We start from the raw sequence: 26590 nt of genomic DNA on the forward strand, positions 1-26590 counted from the left end.
CTACCCATTGGCGTACCAGTTGAGGGGAGCGGGGAATAGATCAAAGAGTAGTTTTCTTATACGGGTATATCCTCTACCCAGTAATTGGAAGACAGCACGACCGAGCCGCAATCCCGGACATGACCAACGACAATTGGGTGAGGATGGCCGGCTGCGGTAACATTTACCGCGCCGTTTGAAATAAATGACGGCTTACTTTCCGGCCGTTCTTGAGCGCCTGGTGAGGTGTTTTTTTTGTGGCTCGTGATGATGTTGGCAATCGCCGATAATGCCATAGCCGTACCAATATTAATGAGCGCCACAGCAACGCCAGCAGAAGCACCAGCTTCCGTCGCTGCTATCGCCACCGCCGCCCACACTCCTTCTTCTATGCCGGTTTCACCGCTCATTCTAGGCAAAATCCACAGCTCTTCGGCGGCCCAAGGGTCTAACGCATTGCCGACAGTGACTTGGCGAGTTAAGTCCTGCTTATTAGCATCGTATAAAATCGCGACATATTCCCCGGCATCACAAGCCGCTAGAAATCCCTTGCGCTGCACGGCAATGGCCCGCAATGCTTCCGCTGGCGTCGTAACGTCCAAAGCCCATACGGGTTTATATTTTTCCAAATCTCCAAAAAGTCTTACTGTCTTCATGTGAATACTCCTTCACGGTTAATGCCGAAATCATCGGCGAATATCAATTTTAAAATTTGGCTAAACCTTCATCGTTTGCGGGAAGGGGCTTAACCGGATTCAACAAGGCCAGCATCCAGAACCAGCACCCGCACCGACCGGCCCGCAACTATGCGCTTAACCGTTGTACGCGGCTTGCCGTTTTTGCCATCCTGCTCTACCTTCAACAACAAGCCCCGCTCAGCCATTCGGCGCCATAGAGAGCCGGCAGAAATCAGAAAACTATCACCTTGATGGCGGGCAAATTCTTGGGTGATCTTGAAGGCGGTGTTGGGCTCTAGCCATACCTCGGCGGGCTGTCCGTCTCTAGGCTCGGCATACCAGCCGCAACAATCGCCCATCGGTTTATACATATCCTCGCCGTTCAAATCTTTACCGGAGCTGCGCCAGCCCCAACTGAATGGCCGGGTGATGGGTGGCCCTTGCTTGATAACGGTGGAAATGTGACCATTGCCCGAGCTGAACGCGGCCCGCAACAGTTGCAGGAAGCGTTCGACTTCGTCTTGCTCGGTTTGATACACGCCTTGCTCGATGAACGCCTGCTTTAAACAGCTCTCGAACTCCGCCAACACGATGTTGGTCTGTTCGCTGGTCAGGGTGCCGGCTTCTTCGAGAAACTCCAGCCAGGTTTCAGCACCGGCCAGCAGGTTGCTGTATATCTCCGGTGCTCGCGGGTGACTGCTGGCGAAGCCGTCACGGATGGCGGCATTGCGAAGCTGTTCAACCGCCTTGGGAAATTCCGCCTTTAACCGATCCATGCGCGGCGCTAACCACTGTAGATAGGCAGACATAAGGCCGGCAAACCGTCGCGCCTGTGCGGCATGCTGTAGTTTGCTGAGCGTGGCGTTATCAACGTCGGCGCGGCCTAATTCCAGCACCAGCAGACGGCCCAGCAACGACACACCCCGTGGCAAATCTTCGGCGGTGACCAGTAGCATGGAGCGATTGAACGGCGCGGCTTGTGCCTGCATATTGGCGGTGCGGCGGCCACGTCCGGCCCCGTTGCCAGTACCGCGAATAATCCGCTCAGCCATTGCATGCTGTTTCTCAGCCTCGACCCGGTTAACACTAGGCTTAAAATCATCGACTGAATACACGCTATCTTTGGCCTGGTGGGCTTTGGCTTCCGCGTCATTGGCGGAATCAGACCAGTTCGCCGGAAAGCTGCGGGCGGTGAAATCGCCATAATAGGCTTGAGCGATGGCGGCCAGGGCGGACTTACGAGAACCCGTCAGAGACCATGCAACCAGATAGCAAAGTCGGTTTGCTGGCATTCACCCAGCGGCGCCCGCGCCACCGCAGCCAACAAGGCCGCGCCGATATGCGGCCTACTGGGTGCCACGTCCAGCAACAGCAGGGAATCAGCTACCGCCTGTTTTAATTCATCGCCCGCCAACGGTGCCGGCAGTGCATAGCGGCCCATATTGCCAGGCCCTAAATCGACTTGAACGCCATCGATCAAACCGGCGGCAGTGACAGCCCCCGATCCGGTCAAATAATGCCAAGCGCCGTCGATTTTCTTCCATCCGGTGAAGCGATAGATCACGCGGCGCGGTATGTCGCCAGACAAGCGGCTGTATTGATGCGTTGCGGCGCGGAGGTTGTCACGCTTAGCGGTGCCAGGATAAACAAACACCCGCGAACCCCACGCCTCGTTGGGCCAACAGGCTTGCGACGAAAAGAAAGATTTTGCAGGCACATCGACCGCCGGCAGCGGCAAACCATCGGCGCGCCGGCCTTCAATCCGCAAGAATGATGCATCGTTTAAACCGTCTTCGGCGGTGACTTCCTCCTTGATCGAACACGTAAAATCGCACAACTGGAACGAACTCTCGGCACGGTCACTCGATCCCTCGACGCGCATCATGCGGTACTGAACAAATGCTCCGCCGACAACTCCGTATTCGCCAAACCGTTCCGGACGATCCGATCCGCGTCCGCCACCACTACCGCCACCGTTACCTGCCGGCTTTTTGGTGGCTGGCTTCTTCGCTGCGTTAGTAATATCAACGACTTTGGATTTCTTATCCTCGCTCACTTTCTAGCCTCCGTTGCCGAATTTTGAAGTCGTTGTAATCGCCGGCAATGGGCGGGACATATACCGTGGCATCAATGGCGGCAGCGGCTTCGTTGGCCTTGGTGACGCCAGGATTGCCGGCTGTTTTCTCATCGTTATCGGCGCAAAAAATCAACTCGGCGTCTTGGTGCAACTCTCTAACGGTTTTCCCAACGGCCATGAGATTTGTTGCCGAGAAGCAGATAAAAACACGGCAACCCGTATCTTCAAACAGACTAACAGCCGTTGCCCACCCTTCTGCCAGGAACATCGGGGCGCTACATTTACCGATACATGAAAAGCAGCCGGCCAGTTCAGCACCCGCAATAAATGTTTTATCGCGGCCAAGATCAGCAATGACTTCCGGGAAAATGTATTGAAGATTGCGGATGTATCCAGCGCGGTTTCGAATCGGAATCAACAGAACATCATCGACCACGATCCGGCGAACCTCGCCATCAACACACCTTGCCGAACGATCAAATCGGCCCAATCTAGCGCCAACCGGCACCGATAATTCTTTTCGCACCATGTATGCAGACGGAGTAAACGGCCAACGCTGCGCACGCTCATATTCCGTAACAGCCTCAGCGGCTTTAATGTCTTGCATTCGCCGCCGTTTGGCGTCGCGACGTTGCTGTTCTTTGGTAATGCGCGCCTTATCGGCTGCCGACATGGTCCGCGATTTATCGCTATTCAAAAACAGCCGGGCGCGGGCTCCGGATTTATTGTTAAACACCTGCACCCGTTGGCCGTCCGGGGTAATCTGAATCCGACCGTCGTTTTTACCGCGTGGATCGTCGGTAATGTTTGCGGTATGAAAGCGCCCATCATGGGGAACCGTTTGATAATCAACGCCAACTTGAGCACATGCGGCGCGACATGCATCTTCGATATTTTGCCAGGACATTAAGCACCGCCTTTTTCTTCGATCTGGTGGCCGCAACACGGGCACTCTACCGGTTCCAGCATTTCTATTTCCAATTCCAGAAACAGACCACCCAAAGCAGCAATTAACTTGCGGCACTGGTTGCGTGATGAACCGGGAATCTTCGCCGCTTCGGCTGCGATGGCTGTCTTAATCCGGCATTCCGTGGCGGTTTCAGCCTCAACCGCCGCAATAGCACTCCGTATCTTGGTAAGTTCGGTTTGAGGGGCTTTTTTGACAGGCATTACACACCACCCTTCACACTAACAACGTGATCAGATGCGGCGGTGTTTATTTCTTCGATTGTTTTGGTACGGTTTTGCAGACGCCAGGTGTCCAGCTCTTCGCGTTTGAAAAACAGCTTTTTACCTAGCGGCTTATAGAAGGGGATTTGCTGCGAAGATGTCAGCTTATAAAGATAGGATTCGGCGAATCCCAAATAAAGCGCCGCCTCTTCAAAAGACAACACGCTTTTGGATACGAGCATCGACGCAAGCAACAGCTCTAACTTTGCGTTGATGTCATGGAGGGTTAATACTGGTGTTTCCATTTCTTTGACTCCGGTTAAAAAAACGAAGTCAAAGAATAATGACCAAAAACAATTGACTTTGCCGCCCGGCAAAACCAATTGCCGGCGGCAAAAGCTACTTGTTCAAAAGCTTCAAGCCTTCGGCGGTACTATCTCTGATTGCAGTATTTCCGGTTCCTTTTTTACCCAAAAAGTCATTGATAGAAACAATAGATTGGACATCCTCAGCAATTTGTAAAGCGTTTGGTTTTTCGCCTTTTTTATACTTTGGCAATTTTTCCGCAAGCAATAACGCAAGTGCGGCAATTTGCTTTAACAGCTTAGAGCGTTCATTTATGGTCAGCTGAGATTCAGACGCCTTTAGAAAATCTATATCTTCGTTAAATACAACAAGCTTTGCCTCCTTAATAAGCAGCGGCTTGCCAGTATCTTTATTCACCAGCTTCAAAACCTCTGTGTTTCCGTCTTCCCGACCCTCAAAATAGATTGCAAGAATCGCCTCCATTCCTTCCGTTCCGGCTTCATAATCTCTAACGCACCACGCAGATAACTTTATTGCACCTCCTTGGATACCGCCCCCAAACTCTGTTGATATTGTGCAACCGGATTTGGCATCAATTACTTCTTTTATGAAGACCGCATTACCTACTGGAACCGCTATACCGATAATGCCCTTTGCCGCGAAGTGAATAAGATCGTCTTCGGTGCAATCAAGCAGCTCGGCAGCCTTTTTCAAAGGGTAATAATCTGGCTTTATCAAAACGCCTCCTTCAAAGCGCATCCTTCCAAATGGTAGCCGCGCCAGCCGGTGAAGGTTTCCGGCGTTCGCCCGCTAAAGCTAGGCACGGCTAAATCGAATAACTACAGCCCGATGTCCGGTATTTTATGCATAGCCTCTTTGCGAACCGCGTCGATGATGTCGGCGTAAATCTGGGTAGTTTTCACCTCGCTATGCCCCAGCAACTTGGAAACGGTGTAAATATCAACGCCACGGGATAGCAGGGAAACGGCGAAGGTATGCCGGCCAGAATGAAAGGTAACGTGTTTGCTAATCCCGGCAGCCATGCACCAGCGCAACAGCTCGACATTCATCCAACTGGAGTATTTCAGCCCTTGGAACACCCGCCCCTGATTTTCCGGTTCGCCCATCAATTTGAATGCCTGTTCGGTAATATCCAGGTATTGCAAAGTTTTGGTTTTTTGCTGGTTGAATGTGATCCGCTGCACCCCATCCAATTGGCTCACGTCCGACCAATCCAGTTTGTTAATGTCGCTCCAGCGTAGCCCGGTCAAACAAGAGAACAGGAAAGTCCGCTTCAAGACATCATAGCGGCAGTCTGCTTTAACCAGTTCCCGCACCTCTTCAATGGTTAAGTATGTCCGTTCGGTCGATTCCGATTTAATGCTTTTGACTTGCGCCAATGGGTTGCGGTTGATGATCCCTTTCGCATAGGCGGCATTGACCACGGCGCGCAATTTGTTGAAGTAGCTGGATGCTGTGGCCTTGCTGATGGCATTGGCGCTTTTGGTTTTGGCTTTGTTCTCGAAGAAATGCCTAGCACCATCCAACCATTCCGGCGTCAGTTGTTCGAAAGTTAAATTTTCGTCCGGATGGTAGCGTTTCAGATGAATGCGGCAACCTTGCCAAACGGAATAATTGCTTTTGCCGGTGGCCGTGTTTTTGGTTTCCATGACGTCATCGAAGAAACGCCAGAACGAAGCGGCGGCTTTGGTGGAATCCACAAAGCCATGTTTGCCGGCAGCGGCTTCGGCCAATCGTTTGGCCTTTATCGCCTCCACCAATTGCATGGTTTCTTTGTTGTGCTGCTTTTCCGGCTTGGTTTTGGGATCGATGTAAAAAAATTGGTCTAGCTGCTCCAGCTTTCGCTTGTGCTTGATCTTGCCGTTTTCGTCGGTGTGACTGCCGTACCAATAGACAAGCCTGAGGCTCTGCTTGTCGCCATCTTTGTTGGCGCGTTTCTCGATTGTTATCTTCAATTTTTTTACACCTTTTTACACCCTAGAAAGCCTGAGGTGTAATATAGGGGTAAAGATAAGCAAAGTAAAGGAAGAAATCGGAAAGCAAAAAGGCTAAATTTTTCGATAAACCTTTGTTATATTTGACTTTGATTGCCGGTTATTTTACGTTGCTTTACCGCTTCACTTTCCTATACAAAAACTGGAAAAAATCTCGCCCAGCAGGTCGTCGGAGGTAAATTCCCCAGTAATGGTGGACAGACTGGTTTGCGCCTGACGCAACTCTTCCGCGACCAGTTCGTGGGCTTGATGCAGCAATTGTTCGACGGCGCGATCCACGGCTTGCGCCGCCAGTTGTAAGGCCTGGATATGACGAGTTCTGGCGACATATACGTTATCGGCACTTTCCGTAAAGCCCATGCTTTGCTTCAAGTGTTGGCGCAGCGAGTCCAGACCCAGCCGGTGTTTGATGGACAAATGGATTTCGGTGCCTTGCGCGGTTTCCAAGACGTGGGGCTGGCCGCCGACCAAATCGATTTTATTGAAGACTTTGGTAACCGCTATATTGGCCGGCAGACTGGCATCTAGGCTGGCGCTGTCCGGGTCGGTGCTGTCTATCAGCAATAAAATCCGGTCAGCCTTGGCGATTTCCTGGCGGGCGCGGCGGATGCCTTCTTGCTCGACCGGGTTGTCGCTGTCGTGCAAGCCGGCAGTGTCGATGATATGCAAGGGCATACCATCCAGTTGAATGCGTTCGCGCAATACGTCGCGGGTGGTACCTGCAATGTCGGTGACGATGGCGGCATCGTGTCCGGCCAAGGCGTTTAATAAACTGGATTTACCGGCATTAGGTTTACCGGCCAGCACCACGGTCATGCCGTCGTGCAAAAGCCTGCCCTGCTGAGCGGTTTTACAGATTTCGGCAAGTTTGCTTTGCAAGCGCTGGATCCGTCCGGCCACTACACCATCACCAAGAAAATCAATTTCTTCGTCGACAAAATCAATGGCCGCTTCGATAAATACCCGCAGTTCGATCAATTCGTCGATCAGTTCGTTGATTTGTTCGGAAAACACACCCTGCATGGATTGCTGGGCGGAGCGCACGGCTTGTTCGGTGCCGCTGCTGATCAGATCGGCAATCGCTTCGGCTTGAGCCAAATCGATTTTGTTGTTTAGAAAAGCTCTTTGACTAAATTCGCCGGGGTTGGCCAGACGCGCACCTAGTTCCAACACCCGCCGCAGTAGCATATCCAACACCACGCTGCCGCCGTGGCCTTGCAGTTCCACTATATGTTCACCGGTAAACGAAGCCGGCGCGACAAAATACAACAGCAAGCCGCTGTCTATCACCCGGCCATCGACATCAAGGAAGTTGGTAAATTGTGCGTAACGAGGCTTGGGAAGCGTTTTGCCGGTGAGGCTTTGCGCGATTCCGGGCGCGGATGGCCCGGAGATGCGAATGACGCCAACGCCGCCGTTACCGGGCGGCGTGGCAATGGCGGCTATGGTGTCGCCGTCAAGCATGCGTTTTAGTGCGCGTGATTGTCTTCGGCAAGCACGTGCTTAGTGATGTACCACTGCTGAATGATCGACAAGCTGTTGTTGCAAATCCAGTACAGTACCAAACCGGATGGGAAGAACAGGAAGAACACGGTGAAAACGATAGGGAACATTTTCATCACCTGCGCTTGCAGTGGATCAATCGGCGCCGGATTCAGGCTTTGCTGAATCTTCATCGTGATACCGTACAGGATAGGCAGCAGATAGAAAGGATCCTGCGCGGACAAATCGTGTATCCAAAGCGCAAACTCGGCCTGACGCAATTCCACGGTTTCGATCAGCACCCAGTATAGGGAAATGAACACAGGAATCTGCACCATGATCGGTAAACAGCCGCCGAGCGGATTCACTTTTTCCTTTTTGTACATTGCCATCATTTCGGTGTTGAACTTCTGGCGGTCGTCGGCATAACGTTCTTGCAACTCTTTCAGGCGCGGCTGAATTTTGCGCATTTTCGCCATGGACTGGAAGCTGGTTTTAGATAATTTAAAAAACAGCAATTTGATGCACAGGGTGACACCCAAAATCGCGATACCCCAATTATTCACGTAGCCGTAAATTTGGTTCAACAGCCAATAAATCGGTTTGGCAACCACGGTCAGCCAACTGTAGTCGACCGTCAATTCCAAACCTGGCGCAACTGCTTCCATCACCGGTTGAATTTTTGGACCGACAAACAATTGCGACTTAAGTACCGCTTCGCTATTGGCCGGAACGCTGACGTCAGGCGAGTAAGACCCGATGACATAACGGGCGTCGTTCAGCGCTTTGGTGTAAAAATGGTTTTCCTGGTCGGCCGGCGGAATCCAGGCGGCGGCGAAATAATGCTGGATAAACGCACTCCAACCACCTTGGCTGACCACGTTTAACGTGTCGTCGGCCATATCGTCGTATTTGATTTTTTTGTATTTGTCTTTCTCGGTGTAAACCACACCGCCGGAATAAGTTCTGATGAAATTGTTATTGCTCTTGTCGCTATGCTGAACCCGTAGTAACTGGTCGTACTGTTTGCCCACCCAAGGGTTGGCGGATTGGTTGGCGACTTTTTGTTCGACTTGCACGACATAACTGCCGCGTTTGAAGGTAAAGGTCTTGGTGACTTTCAAGCCTTGCTGATCGGTCCAACTCAACGGAATGCTGATTTGTTCTTGACCATCTTGCAGAACGTAGGAGGTTTGTTCGGCGGTAAATTCGGCATGGTGATCCGGCGCAGACGCTGAATTTTGGCTGGCTACCAAGCCGGTTTGCGCCAAAAACAGGTTTTCCGGACGGCTATCGAACAAACGAATCGGTGACAAATCTTTCGCGGGCGCTTCCAGACCAATCAGCGCATAAGCTTTGGTCACGGCGGAGTTTTCTTTTTCGTGCGGATACTGCAACAGATCAAGATTGCGCAGCGTGCCGCCCTCGGTATCGATTTCCAACGCAAACACGTCGGTTTGAACTTTGATGACTTTGTCGGCGCCTACTTGCGCGGCAACGGCCTGACTAGCGGTTTGTTGCGCGCCTGGCTGTGCCGGATCCGCGTTAGCCACGACACCGGCGTCGCCAGCTACAATGGGCTTGTCGGAGATGATGGCCTGCGGCTTGGGACCGTAATCAATCTGCCATGATTCCCACAACATGTAGGAGATCATCAACATCGCCATGACAAGTACAAATCTTATGTTATCCATTGTTATTTACTCAATTTTTCCGGAACGGGATCGATGCCACCCTCGTGGAACGGGTGGCATTTCAATAATCGTCGAAGCGTGAGGTAAGAGCCTTTGAAAGCACCATGAAGCTGGATTGCCTCTAAGCCATAACTTGAACAGCTGGGATAAAAACGACATCTGGGTCCCAGCAAAGGACTTATGAAGTATTTGTAAACCTTGATCAGGGTTATGAGCAGGAATCGCATCGATCTACCAGTTTAAGCCAATGCCTTTCCAATGACTTCCTCAATATCGGCGAGGCTGCATTTGCTGCATCGCCTCTTGCCAAAACAACAATATCAATGCCGACGATATGTTGACGCTGTAATCTAAAACTTTCCCTGACAGCCCTCTTTATGCGATTCCTTGCGACTGCTTTTTTTATAGTTTTTTTTGCGATAGCCAGTCCCAACCGGGGATGCGGCAGGACATTGCTCGTCGCCAACACCGTAAAATATTTATCTGTCGATTTTACGGGATTGGTAAATACCTTTTTATACTCAGCGGGCGTCCCTAGCCGATACTGATCGGGAAAGCCGAAATCTTCCGCCGACAATTAAACCGTCAGCGATGCGCGGCCTTTCGCTCTGCGCGCATTGATCACTTTACGACCACCAACAGTAGCCATTCTGGCACGAAAACCGTGAGTTCTGGCACGTTTGATTTTGCTGGGTTGATATGTTCTTTTCATTTGCTACTACCTATGGTGATAAAACGGATAAAAAAGGCTGCGAATCATACGTGACAGCCTTGCCACTGTCAATTTGACTTGACTATTTCCCTAATCCCGCGAAATCGGCTAATCTCTTGAACACTTTTGTTGCATTGAGCATCACTGAAGGAGATTTGTCATGCATAAATTACCACTTAAAACGATTTTGTTAACCTGCCTACTGGCAGCGGGCTGCGCCACTACCACCGGCTGGACGCCTACAGTAGACACTTATAACGACCGCAATGCCTACCGCTTAAACCAAGACATGCAGGAATGCCAACAACTGGCGTCTCAATCGGCCAGCACTTATAAAGACACGGCAACCGGCGCTGCTGTAGGCGGCCTGATCGGCGCGGCCGGCGGCGCAGCTATCGGCGCAGTAACTGGCAACGCCGGCAAGGGCGCGGCTATCGGCGCCGCAGCGGGCGGCATCGGCGGCGGCGCGCAACAAGGCATTCATTCCAACGACAGCTACAAAAACGCCTACCGCAATTGCCTGAGGCAACGCGGTCACAATGTTGTCAATTAAACCGCGTTAGCAACACCGCGCTTTTGGAGGCATTTCCGTCGTTTATCGGCATTGCAATCGCCATTGTACTTGTATTCGATTACACCAATGGCTTTAACGATGCCTCCAACACATCGCCTGCACCATAGCCCCACGGGCAATGACGCCTATTCAAGCCGCCTTGGTCGTGACGAGCTTCGAATTTTTGGGGCCGTTACTGCGGGCGGCAATGCCGTCGCCAACACAATCGACACTTTAATCGACTTCTCGACCGCCCCGAAGCAGATGAGCTACCTATGGCAAAAACACGTATTTGCCGCCAAACATTCCAAGCGAAGCATCGAAAAGCGGCATCTTAAAGCCATTGCCGAGCTGTTTCAGGGAGACGGCAATCTGAATACGTTCAAACAACGCGAACTTTACCGGGATTTATCCAATGCCGCCGACAGGGTTCGCGCCACCGCCAACGCACTGGAAGACATCATCGTCAAACTCGGTAAAATCCGGCGGCAAGCCGCTTAAAAAGCCCGGTTCAGGCCGTTATTTTCAACGGGCGAATGCAAGGGGCATCACCCCCAAAAGCCCGAGCATCCATGCTACAATCTGCCCCGATTTAAATCCTGTTACTCAAAGAGGTTATTCTTCGTGGCAAACATCACCAGCCGAAAATCCGCAATGACTCTTTTTTCATCCCCAGCCTGCATTATGAGCCACTGCGCCAGGCTAGTCGTATACGAAAAAGGCGTACCAGCGGAAGTCGAGTTTTTCGACCCGAACGATCCGCCCGAAGATTTGCTGGAACTCAACCCCAACGGCAATGCACCGACATTTGTCGAACGGGATTTGGTGCTGTACGACGCCCGCATCATCATGGAATATCTGGACGAACGCTTCCCGCATCCCGCGCTTCATCAAATGGATCCGGTCTCGCGCGCCAACGCCAGAATGTTGATCAAACGCATCGACCAGGAGTGGTATCCGCTGCTGGACGACGTACTGGTTAACGGCGATAAAAAAGCCGCCAAATCTAAAAAAATGCTGCGGGAAAGTTTGATGGCGGCCGCGCCGGTATTCGAAGCCACACCGTATTTCATGAGCGAGGAATATTCATTGATCGATTGCGCGATGGCGCCGTTCTTGTGGCGACTACCCAGTATTGGCATCGACATCGCCAGCCTCGGCAAAGGCATTACCGCCTACGCCAACCGCCTCTTCTCCAGACGGGCTTTTCAAGAAAGCCTGAGCCGCGAGGAAAAAGACATGATGCAAGCCCCAAGCAAATGACCCCACTTAAACCCTACCTGATTCGCTCCATCTACGAATGGATCGTCGATAACAGCCTCACCCCCCATCTGTTGGTGAATGCCGACTACCCCGGCGTGACGCTACCAGGCGACTTCGTAGAAGACGGCAGAATCGTGCTAAACATGCGTCCCGAAGCGATCCAAGGCCTGGTGCTGGGCAATGACGAGATCCAGTTCAACGCCCGCTTCTCAGGCAAAGCCATGCGCATAATCGCCCCATGCAAAGCCGTACTGGCGATATACGCAAAGGAAAACGGTAAAGGGATGATTTTCGACCCGGAAGAAAACGAGGACGAAACCCCACCGACACCGCCGACTGAACCGAAAGCCCCGCAAAGACCGCAACTACGAGTGGTTAAATAGCCTCCGTGAGGGTTAAAAAGAATGCGTCAGCACCGGCGTGTTCTTTGGGTGAGCCCATCCGAGGAACCGAGCCGCGCCCATCCCCCATGTAGCAGCAATTGGCACGGTAACCAGACAAACGCCTGCACACCTTAAAGACACCGACTAAACTGTGCGATAGAATGCCGAGTCATTTCAATCCGGGGGGATAAACGATGTCGCACGATACTGCCAAGGTCTATAGCGAGACCGAAATCGCCGAGCGTTTAGCACTGGAACTGCCGTACTGGTACTTCGAGAATGGCTGGATCCGCCGCAAAATCAAGACCAGCGGCTGGAAAGCTACTTTAATGGTAGTCAACACGGTCGGCCACTTGGCGGAAAAAGCCTGGCACCACCCGGATTTAACTGTTTCCTATGCATTCGTGATCGTCAAACTGGTCACGCATGCGGCGAAAGGCGTCACCGATAAAGATTTTCTGCTGGCCAAAAAAATTGAAGAAGTGTTGATGTGGGATGCGGCGGAAACCTCCGCCGGCGTCCTGGAAGGCACGCCCGACGATCCACGTTTCAAATACATCAAAAAAGATTGAGGACTTTTCTTATGACTGAAATAACCGAGGTACCCAGCCCCTTTTGCGGCATCGGTACTGACGACCTGAGCATACAGGTGGACGGCGCAACGCTGAAAGTGATCGCAAACGGCTGCGCGGTCAATACGCCGGCTTTCGAGCAAGCTATCGCGGACACGACACCCCGCGTCGCCGGCCAATCGGTTAGTCTGGAGGCGGCGACCAACAAAGCCGCGGAACTGCTGCGCGACATCAACCAGCCTCTGATTGGCGGCTGCGCAACCGACGTCAACGGTATGCGAGCCCTACTGGCTTTAGCCGACAAGAGCGGCGCGGTCGTCGACAATATCAATTTCAACAATGCCCGTCGCAATTTGCTGGCTTTGCAGGATTCCGGCTGGATGAACACCACGCTGGCCGAACTGAAAAACCGTTGCGACTTGTTGCTGGTGGTCGGCACCGATCTGGAAGCGTTTGCGCCGCGTTTTTTCGAGAAATATCTATGGAACGAAGAGTCGATGTTTCTCGACAGCACCGCCAACCGCGACATTATTTATCTGGGCAAAGCACCGTCCGGAAGTGCATCAACATCTCCGACCGGACAAAAAGCCACGGTACTGCCTTGCGCCGATACCGACTTACCGGACGTGACCGCCGTACTTTCAGCCCTGGTTAAAGGCCGCTTGCTGCATGCACAAAGCGTTGCCGGCATTGCGATTTCCGATCTACAAGCCATCGCCGACAAATTAAAATCCGCTCATTACGGGGTCATTTTATGGGGCGCTGCTGCCTTGGGCTTCGATCAAGCTGAACTCACCGTACAAACGCTGTGTAGCATCGTCAAGGACATTAACCAATTGGGCACGCGCTGTTCCGGTTTTCCATTGGGCGGCAAGGAAGGCGATCAAACCGCCAACCAGGTCTGTGGCTGGACTACAGGTTACCCGGCGCGCATCAATTTTGCCCGTGGTTATCCTGAGTACGACCCTTATCTATACGACACCCAAGCACTACTGAGTAATGGCGAAGCTGACGCCTTGGTTTGGGTTCAGGCATTTAACAGCAGCGCACTGCCGCCGAAAACCGAATTACCAACCATTGTCATCGGCCGCTCCGGCATGAAGTTCGAGAAAGAGCCGGATGTGTTCATTCCGGTCGGCACGCCCGGCATCGACCACTCCGGCCATGCCTACCGCCTGGATAATGTGGTGGCGATCCGCCTGAAAAAACTGCGCGACTCCGGCCTGCCCTGCACCGCCGAAGTCCTGACCGCTATCGAACAAGCACTTTAGGATCAAACACATGCTGATAAAACTTACAGGTGGAACCGTTTACGATCCGGCCAGCGGCATCGACGGTCAACAACAGGATATTTTTGTGCAGGACGGCCGCATCGTCGATGCGCCGAAAGACGGCCGCCCGGTCGATCAAGAATACGATTTGCGCGGTAAAGTCGTCATGTCCGGCGCGATAGACATGCACACGCATATTGGTGGCGGCAAAGGCAATATCGCCCGCACCCTGTTACCGGAAGATCACCGCATGGACCCGGTACAACGTACGCCGATCACTCGTTCCGGCAACGGCCATGCCATGCCCAGCACTTATGTCGCCGGCTACCGCTATGCCGAAATGGGTTACACCGCCTGCTTCGAACCGGCGGTCTTGCCGATCAACGCCCGCCAAGCACACATGGAAATGGGCGACACGCCGATCGTCGACAAGGGCGGCTACGTGATGCTGGGCAGCGATGACTTTTTCCTGCGCATGATGGCGGCCAACAAAGACCAAAAAGCCATCAACGATTACGTGGCTTGGACGCTGAATGCAGCCAAAGGCATCGGCATCAAAGTGGTGAATGCCGGCGGAATCAGCGCGTTTAAATTTAACCAACGCAAACTGGATCTGGACGAGCAAAACAGCCATTACGCCGTCACACCACGGCAAATCCTACAAACCCTAGCGAGAGCCGTGCAGGAACTGGGCATCACTCATCCGCTGCACGTGCATGGCTGCAACCTGGGCGTCCCCGGCAATCTGGAAACCACCTTAAATACCATCCAAGGTATCGACGGCTTGCCGATGCACTTGACGCATATTCAATTCCACAGCTACGGTAAAGAAGGCGATTTCAAATTCTCCTCCGGCGCCGCGCAGATTGCCGAAGCGATCAACCAAAACAAAAACATCACCGCCGACGTCGGCCAAATCCTGTTCGGCCAAACTGTGACAGCGTCCGGCGACAATATGCGCCAGCACGCCAACCACCGCTTCGCCAGCCCGAACAAATGGGTGTGCATGGACATCGAATGTGATGCCGGCTGCGGCGTGGTTCCATTCAAGTATAAAGACCAAAATTTCGTCAACGCCTTGCAATGGGCAATCGGCTTGGAGATCTTCCTGCTGGTTGAAGACCCTTGGCGCATCTTCCTGACCACCGACCATCCCAATGGCGCGCCGTTCACCAGCTATCCGCATCTGATCCGCCTGCTGATGGACAGAAGCTTCCGTAACGACATGCTGGCAACCATCCATCCGGAAGCGCAAAAAATGACCACGCTAGCCTCGATCGAGCGCGAATACACACTTAACGAAATAGCGATCATGACCCGGGCCGGCGCGGCACGCATTATCGGCTTAAAAGATCGTGGCGCGCTGAGTGCCGGCAACTGGGCCGACATCACCGTTTACACCGAAAACGCCGACCGTCAAACCATGTTCACCAAACCGGATTATGTGTTCAAAGACGGCGAACTGGTAGTTAAAGACGGCCAGGTTGTTAAAGTCACCTGGGGCACAACCCATATCGTCAAACCGGATTACGACCTGTCCATCGAAAAAGACCTGAAACCGTATTTCGACAAATACCTGACTATGAAACTCAGCAACTTTAAAATCAGCGACGACGAAATTAGCGAAGACGGACGCGGCAGCTTGACGGCTCATCCATTGCGAGGTGCAGCATGATTATTAACGGCGTAACCATAGACAAAACCTTCGCCGAAGCCTTCCCGATGAAGGCAACGCGAGCCATCATCACCGCGCAAAATGAAAAATGGGCGATGATTTCCGCGCAAGCGATGACCGGCTTCGCCACCTCGGTAATCGCCTGCGGCTGCGAAGCCGGCATCGAACGAGTGTTGAGCCCCGACGAAACCCCGGACGGCCGTCCCGGCGTAGCGATCATGATTTATGCGATGGGCGGTAAAGGCCTGGCCAAACAACTGGAAACTCGCGCCGGACAGTGCGTATTGACTTCACCGACGTCAGCCTTATTTGCCGGCATCGAAGGCGGTAAGCCGATTCCGTTGGGTAAGAACCTGCGCTACTTCGGCGACGGCTTTCAAATTGCCAAAAAAATCGGCGGCAAACGTTACTGGCGGGTACCTGTGATGGACGGCGAGTTTCTGACCGAAGCCACCACCGGCATGGTCGATGCGGTCGGCGGCGGCAATTTTCTGGTACTGGCCGAATCGCAACCGCAAGCGCTGGCAGCCTGCGAAGCAGCTATCGAGGAAATGCGCAAAATCCCGAACGTGATCATGCCTTTTCCCGGCGGCGTGGTACGTTCCGGCTCCAAAGTTGGCTCCAAGTACGCCTCATTAGGCGCTTCGACCAACGATGCCTTCTGCCCGACGTTAAAAGGCGTGACCAAGACCGACCTGTCGCCGGAAATTGAATCGGTGATGGAAATCGTCATCGACGGCTTGAGCAAGGAAGACATCGACAAAGCCATGCGCGTAGGCATCCAAGCGGTTTGCGATCTGGGTGCGGCTAACGGCATCAAGCGTATCAGCGCCGGCAACTACGGCGGCAAATTGGGCCCGTTCCACTTTCATTTGCAGGAGATCATGGCATGAGCGCGTTAACCTTTACCCTGAAACAGCCAACCGACCAGCGTATTGACATGTTGCCGCTGGTTTGTCAAAAGCTGCAAGGTTTGAATGTCGATGCCATTGCCGCGATCGAACTACAAAACGGCAAAAGCCGCCGCCGGGTCGACGAACTGTTCTACATCACCGGCATGAACACCCAGGAAATCATCATCGCCTACAGCAATAACAAGCTGGACTTCATCGGCAAGGAATTGGACGGCGGTAGCATCAGCGTGCAAGGCGATGCCGGCGCTTATCTGGGCATGCAAATGAAATCGGGCACGATCAACGTCAGCGGCGACGCCGGCCTATATGCCGGTTGCGAAATGAAAAACGGCTTGTTGCAAATTGAAGGCGATGCCGGCGATTTTCTCGGCGGCGCGCTGCCCGGCAACAAACAAGGCATGAAAGGCGGCACCGTATTGGTGAAAGGCAACGTAGGCCAGCGCGCCGGCGACCACATGCGCCGCGGCCAGATTTTGATCGAAGGCAACGCCGGCGATTATTGCGGCTCGCGGATGCTGGCAGGCACGATCGCGGTAATGGGTAACACCGGCCGCTATCTAGGCTATGCGATGCGGCGCGGCACCTTGTTGCTGTGGAATCAGCCGCAGTTGTCCGCCACCTTTAACGATTGCGGCTCGCATACCCTGGCCTTCCTCCCTATCCTGTTCGCATCGTTCAAATCCTTCAACTCCCGCTTCGCGGATACCGGCGCGGCTTTTAACCGCGTGCAACGTTACGGCGGCGATATGGCGGAAACCGGACGCGGCGAAGTGCTGGTCCGAATCTAACCCATTGCCGCGTAAACCGGTTACGGCTTGCGCGGCGTCTCTAAAGTGAAACCGATACTCACCACCACCAATCACAATCGTAACGTTGCCGGCCTGAAATATGTTTACCCGGTCATCTCCCGGCGTGCGGGCGGTTTGTCGATAGGCGTCAATTTCAATCCCAACAATGCCTGCAACTGGCGCTGCATTTATTGCCAAGTACCGGATTTACAGCGCGGCAACGCACCGGAAATGGATTTTGCATTGCTGGAGCAAGAGTTGCGTTTCTTTCTGAATTACGTGCAGCACGGTGATTTTTTCGAGCAATTCAACGTAGAAATCGACCAGCGCGTTATCAAGGATATCGCCATTTCCGGCAACGGCGAACCGACCAGCCTGATGGATTTCGATAAAGCCGTGCATCTGATCGGCGAGATCGCCACGGAATCAGGCGTATTTCCGGCCAGCAAATTCGTCTTGATCAGTAATGGCAGCTTAATACACCAGTTAACAGTGCAAGCAGGCTTGACGGAATTAGCTAGCTATAATGGCGAACTATGGTTCAAGCTGGACAGCGCGACGGAACAGGGCCGCAAACTGATCAACAACACCGGCCAAAGTCAGCAAAAGTTATTGGAACACCTAAAGATTGCCGCCAGCCTATGCCCGACCAAATTACAAACCTGCATGCTGCATTATCGGCAAGCGTGGTCTGACAGCGAAAAGCAGGCCTATTTAGCGCTTTTGCAGGAATTACGGGTTAACAAGATTAAACTGCAAGAAATCATGCTTTACAGCGTGGCCAGACAATCTTTCCAAACGGAAGCAGACGAGCTGGAAAGAATGGATATTGACGAGATGAATGCGTTTGCCGCTGACATCAAAGCGCTAGGCTATGATGTCAGCGTTAGCCACTAGGCCTTAACATCGAGAATCGAACCCAACATTTTTTCATGAGCCTTGATAATTTTAGCGCCAGCTGACACTTCCAGCTCAGCTTCTTTCAAACTCAACACCGGCTTGAACAAATCGGCGGAACCGATGTCCTTGGAACCGCCTACTTCCTGCGCCTGCACCGGCAAATTCGCTATGGTTTGAGCGGCTGTGTTGGCTTTTTGCTGAGCATGGCTGATCAGACTGGTTGCGCTATTGAGTGCATTGCTAATCATGGTATACCTCCTGCAAATCGAGTTTGCATCATACCGTTCAGGTTATCGGCTTGCCAAGCACACAACTTTAACTTTCCGATACCGTTTTGCTTACCTAGTCACACTTGCTTAACTATTTGTCTTTCTTAAATATTTTCGAATACAGCTCTTTCAAAAACGGCAAACCTTGGCTTTGAAATTTCGTCCAACCGTAGATACCGATTTGCTTTGATAACTCGCCTAATTTTTTGGCTGCAGCTTCTCCGCCAACCTGCTTAAATTTAGCTTCGACTATCGTACTCCACTGCGGCCTAGGCTGACCGTCCGCATCTAAAAACACACTATCGAACAGCCACATTTCCGCAACGGACACCGTCCACATAAACGCAAATGACACAGCCATGCCGCCGCCCGCTACAATCACCAGCCAGGCGAATACCGGATCCAGCTTCGTCAACCACCAGGATAAAATATCCACCAGCAAAAATACGTAAGGCATACCGATAGCAATACATTTGTACTTGACGGTACTGGTTTCCGAAAAACTGAAAATCAAGCCGACAAACATAAAGATAAAGCTGATGCCGAATAGGTGAATATGCGAAACCCGCGTCAGCGAACTAAAGGTGGCGCCTTCGTCTTCCTTGGTCAGCTCCTTCAACACTTTAAAATCGCTCAAATCCGGAACCGAAGCATCCTTGTTATGGCACATCACACACCGTTCCTGAATGATTTTCTCGATGCCGTCATCGACAAAATCGTCCTTATCGGCGCCGTCGCGCACCCACTGAATAATCGCGAAACGTTCCTGCTCGGAGGCATTCTCCTTCATCGAGCCGTTCAGCTTGGTTTCCAGCACCGTACCGGAACGATTCCCGTAATAACTGTAAACGATATCGTCTATCGACAAGCCGAATTTGCCGTCGGCCATACCGTGGGTAAACAGAATTTGGATCAAAGCCATCAAATATCCGACCGCAACGGTAGTCAGATAGCCGGTAAACAGCACTTTGACAGGGGTATCCATTTGTTTTAAAGATGAAAATTCGCGTGCCATAATCAGTTACGCCGGTTTGGAAGGGATAGCCGCATTATAGCTTGGTTATATTGTCCTCGACCGAAAAATCCATTTTGTTTCAGACATAAAAAAGGCCCTTGCAACGCAAGAGCCTTTTTACCCGTAACCGTTAGCGCTTATCTGGGCAGGACGTTCGCAGCCGTTAAACCTTTAGGACCGGATTCGATATCGAATTGAACCGACTGGCCTGGCGACAAGGTTTTAAAACCTTCGCCCTTAATAACAGAGTGATGTACGAAAACATCTTCCTTGCCTTCGGAAGGCTCGATAAATCCAAACCCTTTGGTATTGTTGAACCACTTTACAGTGCCTGTTGCCATTTTTAAAACTCCTACAAAATAAAACTAATGGTTACGCAGACCGACAATATTGATAACCGGACCTGCTGACTAGCAATGACCATAATCCCTCAACATCTGTTATCTGAGCGCGAACATTGTACTTTGAAACATTTACCAAGGCTACCGACGATGTCGTAAGAAAGCAGCCTACAACCAAGCATAATTTCATTGCAAAAATAATGGAATTATCCGGCCGTCATCGCTTGAAAAGCAGCACTTAGTTCCCCATCTCTGCGGCAACACAATTTATATTCCAAAAGAGGTACGCTGCATGCGAATGGATAAATTAACCAGCAAATTTCAACAAGCTCTCAGCGATGCGCAAAGTATGGCATTGGGTAAGGACCACCAATTCATCGAACCTTTGCACGTGATGCTTGCACTAATCGACCAGGAAGGCGGCAGCATCAAGCCTTTACTGATGCAGGTCGGCATTCAAGTCAACGCGTTGCGCAATGAACTGAGCAAGGAAATAGACCGTTTGGCCAGCGTCTCCGGTGCCGGCGGCGATGTGCAAATTTCCAATGAACTGTCGCGGATGCTAAATCTGACCGACAAACTGGCGCAGAAACGCAAAGATGCTTTTATCTCCAGCGAACTATTTGTATTAGCCGCGCTGGAGACCGGCGGGGCCTTGCAAAAACTTTTGAAACAGGCCGGCGTCACAGCGTCAGCTGTCGAAAAAGCCATCGAAAATATGCGCGGCGGGCAAAATGTGAACGACGCCAACGCCGAAGACCAACGCCAGGCCCTGAAAAAATACACCATCAACCTGACCGAACGTGCCGAGCAAGGCAAGCTCGATCCGGTGATCGGCCGCGACGACGAAATCCGCCGCACCATTCAGGTTCTGCAACGCCGCACCAAGAATAACCCGGTATTAATCGGCGAACCCGGCGTCGGTAAAACCGCGATTGTGGAAGGCCTGGCGCAGCGTATCGTTAACGGCGAAGTGCCCGAGGGTATCAAGGGCAAGCAATTGCTGTCGCTGGACATGGCCGCGTTGATTGCCGGCGCCAAGTTTCGCGGCGAATTCGAAGAGCGCTTGAAAGCCGTATTAAACGATGTCGCCAAGCTGGAAGGCCAGGTGATTCTGTTCATTGACGAATTGCACACTATGGTCGGCGCCGGCAAGGCCGAAGGCGCCATGGATGCCGGCAATATGCTGAAACCGGCACTGGCGCGCGGCGAACTGCATTGCGTCGGCGCCACGACACTGGACGAATATCGGCAATACATCGAAAAAGACGCCGCGCTGGAACGGCGTTTTCAAAAGGTGCTGGTCGACGAACCCAGCGTCGAAGACACCATCGCCATTTTGCGCGGCTTGAAGGAACGTTACGAAATCCATCACAGTGTCGACATCACCGATCCGGCCATCGTTGCCGCCGCAATGCTGTCTCACCGTTACATATCCGACCGGCAATTGCCGGACAAAGCCATCGATTTGATCGATGAAGCCGCCAGCAGGATCCGAATGGAAATGGACTCCAAACCGGAATCGATGGATAAGCTCGACAGACGCTTGATTCAGTTGAAAATCGAGCGCGAGGCCATGAAAAACGAAAGCGATGCCGCCTCGAAAAAACGCCTGGAAATCCTGCAAGTGGAAATCGCTGAACTGGAAAAAGAATATTCCGATCTGGAAGAAATCTGGAAGGCCGAAAAAGCCGCATTGCAAGGCACGGCGACGATCAAGGAACGCCTGGAACACGCACGCCTGGAATTGGAAGCAGCCCGCCGCGGCCAAGATTACGCCCGCATGTCCGAGCTACAATACGGCGATATTCCCAAACTGGAAAAAGAGCTGGATCTGGCTTCACAAGCAGAAATGCAGGAAACCACCCTGCTACGCAGCAAGGTCACGGAAGAAGAAATCGCCGAAGTGGTGTCGAAATGGACCGGCATCCCTGTCTCCAAAATGATGGAAGGCGAGCGCGAGAAATTACTGCGCATGGAAGAAGAACTTGGCAAACGGGTAATCGGCCAAACCGAAGCCCTGAAAGCCGTCAGTAACGCAATTCGCCGTTCCCGCGCTGGCTTGTCCGACCCGAATAGGCCCAACGGTTCCTTTCTGTTTCTCGGCCCTACCGGTGTCGGTAAAACCGAACTTTGCAAAGCCCTGGCCGAATTCATGTTCGATACCGAAGAAGCGATGGTGCGCATTGACATGTCGGAATTCATGGAGAAGCATTCGGTTGCCCGTTTGATCGGCGCACCTCCGGGCTATGTCGGCTACGAAGAAGGCGGTTATTTAACCGAAGCGGTGCGGCGCAAACCCTACTCGGTAATTTTGCTGGATGAAATCGAGAAAGCCCATAATGACGTCTTTAACGTGTTGTTGCAGGTATTGGACGATGGCCGTTTGACCGATGGCCAGGGCCGTACCGTGGACTTCAAAAACACCGTGGTGGTGATGACCTCCAACCTGGGCTCCAGCGTGATCCAGGAACTGGCGGGCGAGAGTAATTACGTCGAAATGAAGGATGCGGTGATGGAAATTGTCGGTCAACATTTCCGCCCCGAGTTCATCAATCGGGTCGACGAGGCCGTGGTCTTCCATCCGCTCGGCCAAGGTCAAATCCGGGCAATCTGCAAAATTCAGATCGAATTGTTGCGCCGGCGTTTGCAGGAAAAAGATATCGGCTTCGAAGTCAGCGAAACGGCGTTGGATTTACTAGGCGAAGCCGGCTTTGACCCCGTCTATGGTGCGCGGCCTTTGAAACGGGCAATACAACGGCAACTGGAAAATCCGCTGGCGAATGAAATTTTGTCAGGCCACTTTATGCCGGGAGATGTGATTAAAATCGATGTCGCTAACGATGGACTGACTTTTAGCAAATAAACGAGCTCAGAGAGCCGGGCTAGCCCAAGGTTTAGCTCGGCCTATGACATCTACTCTTTCGCCCCCGCCTGTACCAAAACATCCTCAATTTCCTTATGCCCTCGCGTTCGGGCAAACTGCAACGCATTGGCTGTTGGCTTGGCGCCGTTAGCCAGTAACAGCTTGACCATTTCCAACTGCCCCCTGCCAGCCGCCAATCCCAGCGCCGCTCCGCCTCCGGCATTTACATCCATGCCGGCGTCGAGAAACAGCTTTACCGCAACCGCGTCCCCCGAGCCGGCTGACGTAGCAAATTGGAACTCTGTGTATTCGACCCCCATTTGCTGTAAATCTTTTCGCGCTATCACGACATCAGTCGCAAGCAATACATCTGACTGCAACAAGCCAAACAAAAGCAGCAATAAAGCGGCCGGAACGCCTACGCGGCTCGCACACGGCGGCTCGCGCCTCTCACGGCTGTAAGTCATACCGTCACTCTCGTTTCCCTGAATCATATTTTGATTACCCGCCCCTCTGCCGCTGACTGCAGCGCGGCAACGATGGTCCGGCAATTGTCGCGAGCGTCGTTGAACGACAACTGCGGATCCTTGCCGTTTAATACGCAATCGCTGAAATGCTCTATTTCCAGACGAAAATGATTTGCGACAGGCAAACGTTCTTCCGACTGCCGCCCATCTTCGGTCCACCAAGAGATTACCGGCACATCCCCAGGCAACTGCCAAACCACGTGGCATTTGATCCCACCTTGGGTGCCTATAATTTCGTATTCGCAACGCCGGGCGCGTTCGAAACTGAAATCGAAATGCGCGAACTTTCCGTCGCCGAAATCCAGAATACCGCTCGTGGTAATATCAGCTCCGCTTTCGACATATTTGGATAAGGCGGTGACGGTACGCGGCGCTTGTTGGAAGAACATGCGTAATGAGTGAATCGCATAGCAACCAATATCCCACATCGCCCCGCCGCCGCGCGAGACATCCTCGGCCAGTCGATACATCCGGGCGGGACGCATCATGAACGAGTAACTGGCGCGCACCGAGCGGATTTCGCCGATCAAGCCTGACCGGATCAACTCCAATACACGAGCATGCTGCGGATGGAATCGGTACATAAAACCTTCCATCACAGTCACCCGGTAACGGCGCGCGGCGGTTTCGATCGCGTCGATGTCCTCCACCGTCAAGGCCATCGGCTTTTCGCAAAGCACATGCTTACGGTGTTCGATGGCACGCAAAGTCCATTCCGCATGCTCGTGATTCGCCATCGGCAAATAGATAGCTTGCACGTCTTCGTCATTTAGCAGGGCATCCAAATTATCGTAACTTGGTATTTCTGGATGGCAGGGAGCATATTGCGTGAGCGTCTGTGCTGCTGCACCTGGGCGGCGGCTGGCTATGCCGACCAGCTGCGCGTTGGAAGCGTCGACTATCGCCGGCAACAGGCGCTCGTTGATACGGGCAGCACCGAGAATGCCCCAACGCAGTTTGGCTTGGTCTTGGTTATTCATGACAGTACCTTAGACTGATGAGCTGAGAGCTATCAGATTAGCAGCTTGTCCGCGCGCCGCAAGCACCGTAACCTAAAAAATGTAGCGAGCACCCACAATCTCTAACTAACAGTAAGCCTGGAAGCCATGGAGCAGCTGCGCCATATAAAAACGCCGCGCATAAAAAAGGCCCAAGCAACATCTGTTGCATAGGCCTTGTTGATCTATCGACTTCGCGTCGAGATCAAGCCATCGCGCGCAATCTGTCGTTAAGTCTGCTTTTGCTGCGAGCGGCTTTATTTTTGTGGATCAGGCCTTTGTTAACAGCCGAATCGATCACGGGAACAGCAGTTTTAAACGCGGCTTGAGCTTGCTCTTTATCGCCTGCTCTAACAGCGGCGATCACTTTTTTAACGAAAGTGCGTAAGTTGCTGCGCTGTCCGGCATTGCGAATACGGCTTTTCTCAGCCTGACGCGCTCTTTTTCTAGCTTGTGGTGAATTAGCCATAGTCTATCAGTTCTTTTGAGTTAATCTGGAACCGCGTATTATCATTTTGGATGCTATGATTGTCAAATTTTTAGTGTTTCCAAACTCAATCCGAGGCCTGCAGTGAGCAAGCAGCTGTTTAAATCCACCGCAATAGTTAGCAGTATGACCATGATTTCGCGGGTCATGGGGTTTGTGCGGGACATGTTGTTTGCGAATATTTTCGGCGTGAACGCAGCGACCGATGCGTTTTTCGTGGCTTTTCGAATCCCAAATTTTCTGCGCCGCTTGTTCATGGAAGGCGCGTTCGCCCAAGCTTTCGTCCCGGTTCTGTCGGATTATAACGAAAACGGCAGTCGCGAGGCTCTACAACTATTTATCGACCGTACAGCAGGCACATTAGCCGTCCTGTTGATGCTGATTACGCTGGCGGGAGTAGTTGCCGCACCGCTACTGATTATGCTGTTCGCACCGGGATTTTTGTGGGAAAGCGGCCAGTACGAACTAGCCGTGCAAATGCTCCGCATCACCTTCCCTTATTTATTCTTTGTTACGTTGGTGGCATTTGCCGGCGCGATTTTGAATGCCCGCGGCAAATTTGCGATTCCAGCCCTAACGCCGGTTATTCTGAACATTTGCATGATAGGTGCTGCTATCTGGCTTTCACCGCTCATGGCGGAACCGATCATGGCTTTGGCCTGGAGTGTATTTGGCGCCGGCGTAGTGCAACTGCTGTTTCAGATTCCGGCTTTACTGCGGCTCAGTCTGCTGCCACGACCGCGCTGGGGGTACCGTGATCCTGCAGTAAAGCGAATGTTAAAACTGATGTTGCCTGCCATTTTTGGGGTATCGGTGGTGCAAGTTAACTTGCTGTTTGGCACGCTGGTAGCCTCGTTCTTGACCACGGGCAGCGTTTCCTGGCTGTATTACTCGGACAGACTGGTGGAGTTTCCGCTCGGTATTTTGGGGGTTGCGCTAGCGACTGTAATTTTACCGAGATTATCGGAAAATCATGCCGCCGATGCCCCCCAGGCGTTTTCCAAAGCGCTGGACTGGGGTTTGAAATTGGTTCTGTTAATCGGCTTGCCGGCCACGCTGGGCCTGACGCTGCTCGCCGAACCCTTATTATCGACCTTATTTCAATACAATGAATTCGGCAGCGAAGATGTCAGAATGGCCGGCAAAAGCCTGATGGCATACGCTTTGGGTTTATTGGCATTTATGCTGATAAAGGTATTGGTGCCTGGATTTACGGCGCGCCAGAACACCGAAACGCCAGTGCGCTTCGGCATGTATTCAATACTAGCTAACATCGTATTGGCTCTAATTCTGGTAATACCCTTAGCTCATGCCGGCATCGCATTGGCAACCAGCCTGTCGGCCTATCTAAACGCATTATTATTGCTGTTTTCGTTGTTAAAAAGCCGGATTTACCAACCTTGCCGGGAATGGTTTCCATACATTGTGCGGATTGTGCTGGCCAACGCAATTATGTCGGCGTTTTTGTATTATTTTGTCGATGTCACGCTTTGGCTGGATTGGAGCGCCTCGCAACGCGGCTTGCACCTGGGAATGACAATTGGCTTGGCAATCTTGATTTATAGTTCGGCGTTAGTATTGTTGGGCATCCGGCCCCGGCATATCGGCTTGCAAAAATCCGTAACGACTTGAGATTCTCTGCGGCGCCACCATTGT

31 protein-coding genes are annotated in these 26590 nt (G+C 52.4%); 12 read left to right on the plus strand and 19 right to left on the minus strand.

Annotation, left to right across the window (positions count from 1 at the left end; all coding sequences use genetic code 11):
- Window positions 1-56 precede the first annotated feature (56 nt).
- The 13 genes from ACH50O_RS15335 to rpmH all read right to left on the minus strand — a co-directional run bounded on the left by ACH50O_RS15335 (window position 57) and on the right by rpmH (window position 10112).
- Window positions 57-608, minus strand: coding sequence for a hypothetical protein (locus tag ACH50O_RS15335; protein WP_446808638.1), 552 nt, complete (start codon window positions 606-608; stop codon window positions 57-59).
- A gap of 116 nt (window positions 609-724) precedes the next feature.
- Window positions 725-1948, minus strand: coding sequence for a hypothetical protein (locus tag ACH50O_RS15340; protein WP_446808639.1), 1224 nt, complete (start codon window positions 1946-1948; stop codon window positions 725-727).
- On the minus strand, window positions 1906-2712 hold the full coding sequence (locus tag ACH50O_RS15345) for a hypothetical protein (RefSeq protein ID WP_446808640.1): 807 nt from the start codon (window positions 2710-2712) through the stop codon (window positions 1906-1908). Before ACH50O_RS15345 ends, ACH50O_RS15340 begins: the two co-directional genes overlap by 43 nt.
- Window positions 2699-3430, minus strand: a complete 732-nt coding sequence (locus ACH50O_RS15350; RefSeq protein ID WP_446808641.1) for a toprim domain-containing protein — start codon at window positions 3428-3430, stop codon at window positions 2699-2701. The genes ACH50O_RS15345 and ACH50O_RS15350 overlap by 14 nt, the downstream gene beginning before the upstream one ends.
- Before the next feature lie 209 nt (window positions 3431-3639).
- Window positions 3640-3903 (minus strand): hypothetical protein, encoded by a 264-nt coding sequence (locus tag ACH50O_RS15355; RefSeq protein ID WP_446808642.1) that lies wholly within the window; start codon window positions 3901-3903, stop codon window positions 3640-3642.
- Complete coding sequence (locus tag ACH50O_RS15360; protein WP_446808643.1) at window positions 3903-4208, minus strand: helix-turn-helix domain-containing protein; 306 nt, start codon at window positions 4206-4208, stop codon at window positions 3903-3905. Before ACH50O_RS15360 ends, ACH50O_RS15355 begins: the two co-directional genes overlap by 1 nt.
- 94 nt (window positions 4209-4302) lie before the next feature.
- Complete coding sequence (locus ACH50O_RS15365) at window positions 4303-4947, minus strand: hypothetical protein (RefSeq protein WP_446808644.1); 645 nt, start codon at window positions 4945-4947, stop codon at window positions 4303-4305.
- 101 nt (window positions 4948-5048) lie between these two features.
- Window positions 5049-6185, minus strand: a complete 1137-nt coding sequence (locus ACH50O_RS15370) for a site-specific integrase (RefSeq protein ID WP_446808645.1) — start codon at window positions 6183-6185, stop codon at window positions 5049-5051.
- 162 nt (window positions 6186-6347) lie between these two features.
- Entirely contained in the window at window positions 6348-7688 is a 1341-nt protein-coding gene (mnmE, locus tag ACH50O_RS15375) for a tRNA uridine-5-carboxymethylaminomethyl(34) synthesis GTPase MnmE (RefSeq protein WP_446808646.1), read from the minus strand.
- Between the two features lie 5 nt (window positions 7689-7693).
- On the minus strand, window positions 7694-9400 hold the full coding sequence (gene yidC, locus ACH50O_RS15380; protein ID WP_446808647.1) for a membrane protein insertase YidC: 1707 nt from the start codon (window positions 9398-9400) through the stop codon (window positions 7694-7696).
- 2 nt (window positions 9401-9402) lie between these two features.
- Window positions 9403-9627: a membrane protein insertion efficiency factor YidD gene (gene yidD, locus ACH50O_RS15385; protein ID WP_082410012.1), complete on the minus strand. Its 225-nt coding sequence runs from the start codon at window positions 9625-9627 to the stop codon at window positions 9403-9405.
- Window positions 9609-9977 carry a ribonuclease P protein component gene (gene rnpA, locus ACH50O_RS15390; RefSeq protein WP_446808648.1) on the minus strand — a complete coding sequence of 123 codons (369 nt, stop codon included), beginning with the start codon at window positions 9975-9977 and terminating at the stop codon, window positions 9609-9611. Before rnpA ends, yidD begins: the two co-directional genes overlap by 19 nt.
- Window positions 9978-10112, minus strand: coding sequence for a 50S ribosomal protein L34 (gene rpmH, locus ACH50O_RS15395; RefSeq protein ID WP_020483365.1), 135 nt, complete (start codon window positions 10110-10112; stop codon window positions 9978-9980).
- Between the two features lie 160 nt (window positions 10113-10272).
- Here rpmH and ACH50O_RS15400 point away from each other — a divergent pair, with 160 nt between their 5' ends.
- The 10 genes from ACH50O_RS15400 (at window position 10273) to ACH50O_RS15445 (ending at window position 18428) form a co-directional block, all read left to right on the plus strand.
- Window positions 10273-10665: a glycine zipper family protein gene (locus ACH50O_RS15400; protein WP_446808649.1), complete on the plus strand. Its 393-nt coding sequence runs from the start codon at window positions 10273-10275 to the stop codon at window positions 10663-10665.
- Between the two features lie 99 nt (window positions 10666-10764).
- Window positions 10765-11166 (plus strand): hypothetical protein, encoded by a 402-nt coding sequence (locus ACH50O_RS15405; protein ID WP_446808650.1) that lies wholly within the window; start codon window positions 10765-10767, stop codon window positions 11164-11166.
- Between the two features lie 183 nt (window positions 11167-11349).
- Window positions 11350-11928: a glutathione S-transferase N-terminal domain-containing protein gene (locus tag ACH50O_RS15410; protein ID WP_231886537.1), complete on the plus strand. Its 579-nt coding sequence runs from the start codon at window positions 11350-11352 to the stop codon at window positions 11926-11928.
- Complete coding sequence (locus ACH50O_RS15415; RefSeq protein ID WP_446808651.1) at window positions 11925-12311, plus strand: ClpXP protease specificity-enhancing factor; 387 nt, start codon at window positions 11925-11927, stop codon at window positions 12309-12311. Before ACH50O_RS15410 ends, ACH50O_RS15415 begins: the two co-directional genes overlap by 4 nt.
- A gap of 194 nt (window positions 12312-12505) precedes the next feature.
- Window positions 12506-12883, plus strand: coding sequence for a 4a-hydroxytetrahydrobiopterin dehydratase (locus tag ACH50O_RS15420; RefSeq protein ID WP_446808652.1), 378 nt, complete (start codon window positions 12506-12508; stop codon window positions 12881-12883).
- An 11-nt stretch (window positions 12884-12894) separates the two neighbouring features.
- A complete protein-coding gene (locus tag ACH50O_RS15425; protein WP_446808653.1) occupies window positions 12895-14154 on the plus strand; it encodes a formylmethanofuran dehydrogenase subunit B in 1260 nt (419 codons plus the stop codon).
- A 10-nt stretch (window positions 14155-14164) separates the two neighbouring features.
- Window positions 14165-15829: a formylmethanofuran dehydrogenase subunit A gene (locus tag ACH50O_RS15430; protein ID WP_446808654.1), complete on the plus strand. Its 1665-nt coding sequence runs from the start codon at window positions 14165-14167 to the stop codon at window positions 15827-15829.
- Entirely contained in the window at window positions 15826-16722 is an 897-nt protein-coding gene (gene fhcD, locus ACH50O_RS15435) for a formylmethanofuran--tetrahydromethanopterin N-formyltransferase (RefSeq protein ID WP_446808655.1), read from the plus strand. Before ACH50O_RS15430 ends, fhcD begins: the two co-directional genes overlap by 4 nt.
- Window positions 16719-17531: a formylmethanofuran dehydrogenase subunit C gene (locus ACH50O_RS15440; protein ID WP_446808656.1), complete on the plus strand. Its 813-nt coding sequence runs from the start codon at window positions 16719-16721 to the stop codon at window positions 17529-17531. Before fhcD ends, ACH50O_RS15440 begins: the two co-directional genes overlap by 4 nt.
- 45 nt (window positions 17532-17576) lie before the next feature.
- On the plus strand, window positions 17577-18428 hold the full coding sequence (locus tag ACH50O_RS15445) for a radical SAM protein (protein WP_446808657.1): 852 nt from the start codon (window positions 17577-17579) through the stop codon (window positions 18426-18428).
- On the opposite strand, the gene ACH50O_RS15450 is transcribed toward ACH50O_RS15445, so the two are convergent.
- The 3 genes from ACH50O_RS15450 to ACH50O_RS15460 all read right to left on the minus strand — a co-directional run bounded on the left by ACH50O_RS15450 (window position 18425) and on the right by ACH50O_RS15460 (window position 20056).
- Window positions 18425-18679 carry a hypothetical protein gene (locus tag ACH50O_RS15450; protein WP_446808658.1) on the minus strand — a complete coding sequence of 85 codons (255 nt, stop codon included), beginning with the start codon at window positions 18677-18679 and terminating at the stop codon, window positions 18425-18427. The genes ACH50O_RS15445 and ACH50O_RS15450 overlap by 4 nt on opposite strands.
- A gap of 112 nt (window positions 18680-18791) precedes the next feature.
- Entirely contained in the window at window positions 18792-19715 is a 924-nt protein-coding gene (locus tag ACH50O_RS15455; protein WP_446808659.1) for a hypothetical protein, read from the minus strand.
- A 137-nt stretch (window positions 19716-19852) separates the two neighbouring features.
- The gene (locus ACH50O_RS15460; RefSeq protein WP_020483379.1) at window positions 19853-20056 is read right to left on the minus strand and encodes a cold-shock protein; all 204 of its coding nucleotides are present in this window, start codon (window positions 20054-20056) and stop codon (window positions 19853-19855) included.
- A gap of 292 nt (window positions 20057-20348) precedes the next feature.
- On the opposite strand from ACH50O_RS15460, the gene clpB reads away from it, so the two are divergent.
- Window positions 20349-22922: an ATP-dependent chaperone ClpB gene (gene clpB / locus ACH50O_RS15465; RefSeq protein ID WP_446808660.1), complete on the plus strand. Its 2574-nt coding sequence runs from the start codon at window positions 20349-20351 to the stop codon at window positions 22920-22922.
- A 50-nt stretch (window positions 22923-22972) separates the two neighbouring features.
- Here clpB and ACH50O_RS15470 read toward each other — a convergent pair whose 3' ends face one another.
- From ACH50O_RS15470 to rpsT, 3 genes are all read right to left on the minus strand, one after another.
- Window positions 22973-23389, minus strand: a complete 417-nt coding sequence (locus ACH50O_RS15470; protein WP_446808661.1) for an ankyrin repeat domain-containing protein — start codon at window positions 23387-23389, stop codon at window positions 22973-22975.
- 23 nt (window positions 23390-23412) lie between these two features.
- Window positions 23413-24429, minus strand: a complete 1017-nt coding sequence (locus ACH50O_RS15475) for a Gfo/Idh/MocA family protein (RefSeq protein ID WP_446808662.1) — start codon at window positions 24427-24429, stop codon at window positions 23413-23415.
- A gap of 223 nt (window positions 24430-24652) precedes the next feature.
- Complete coding sequence (gene rpsT, locus ACH50O_RS15480; protein WP_020483383.1) at window positions 24653-24916, minus strand: 30S ribosomal protein S20; 264 nt, start codon at window positions 24914-24916, stop codon at window positions 24653-24655.
- 102 nt (window positions 24917-25018) lie between these two features.
- On the opposite strand from rpsT, the gene murJ reads away from it, so the two are divergent.
- The gene (gene murJ / locus ACH50O_RS15485) at window positions 25019-26566 is read left to right on the plus strand and encodes a murein biosynthesis integral membrane protein MurJ (RefSeq protein ID WP_446808663.1); all 1548 of its coding nucleotides are present in this window, start codon (window positions 25019-25021) and stop codon (window positions 26564-26566) included.
- Window positions 26567-26590 lie beyond the last annotated feature (24 nt).

Source organism: Methylomonas sp. 2BW1-5-20, from assembly GCF_052474515.1.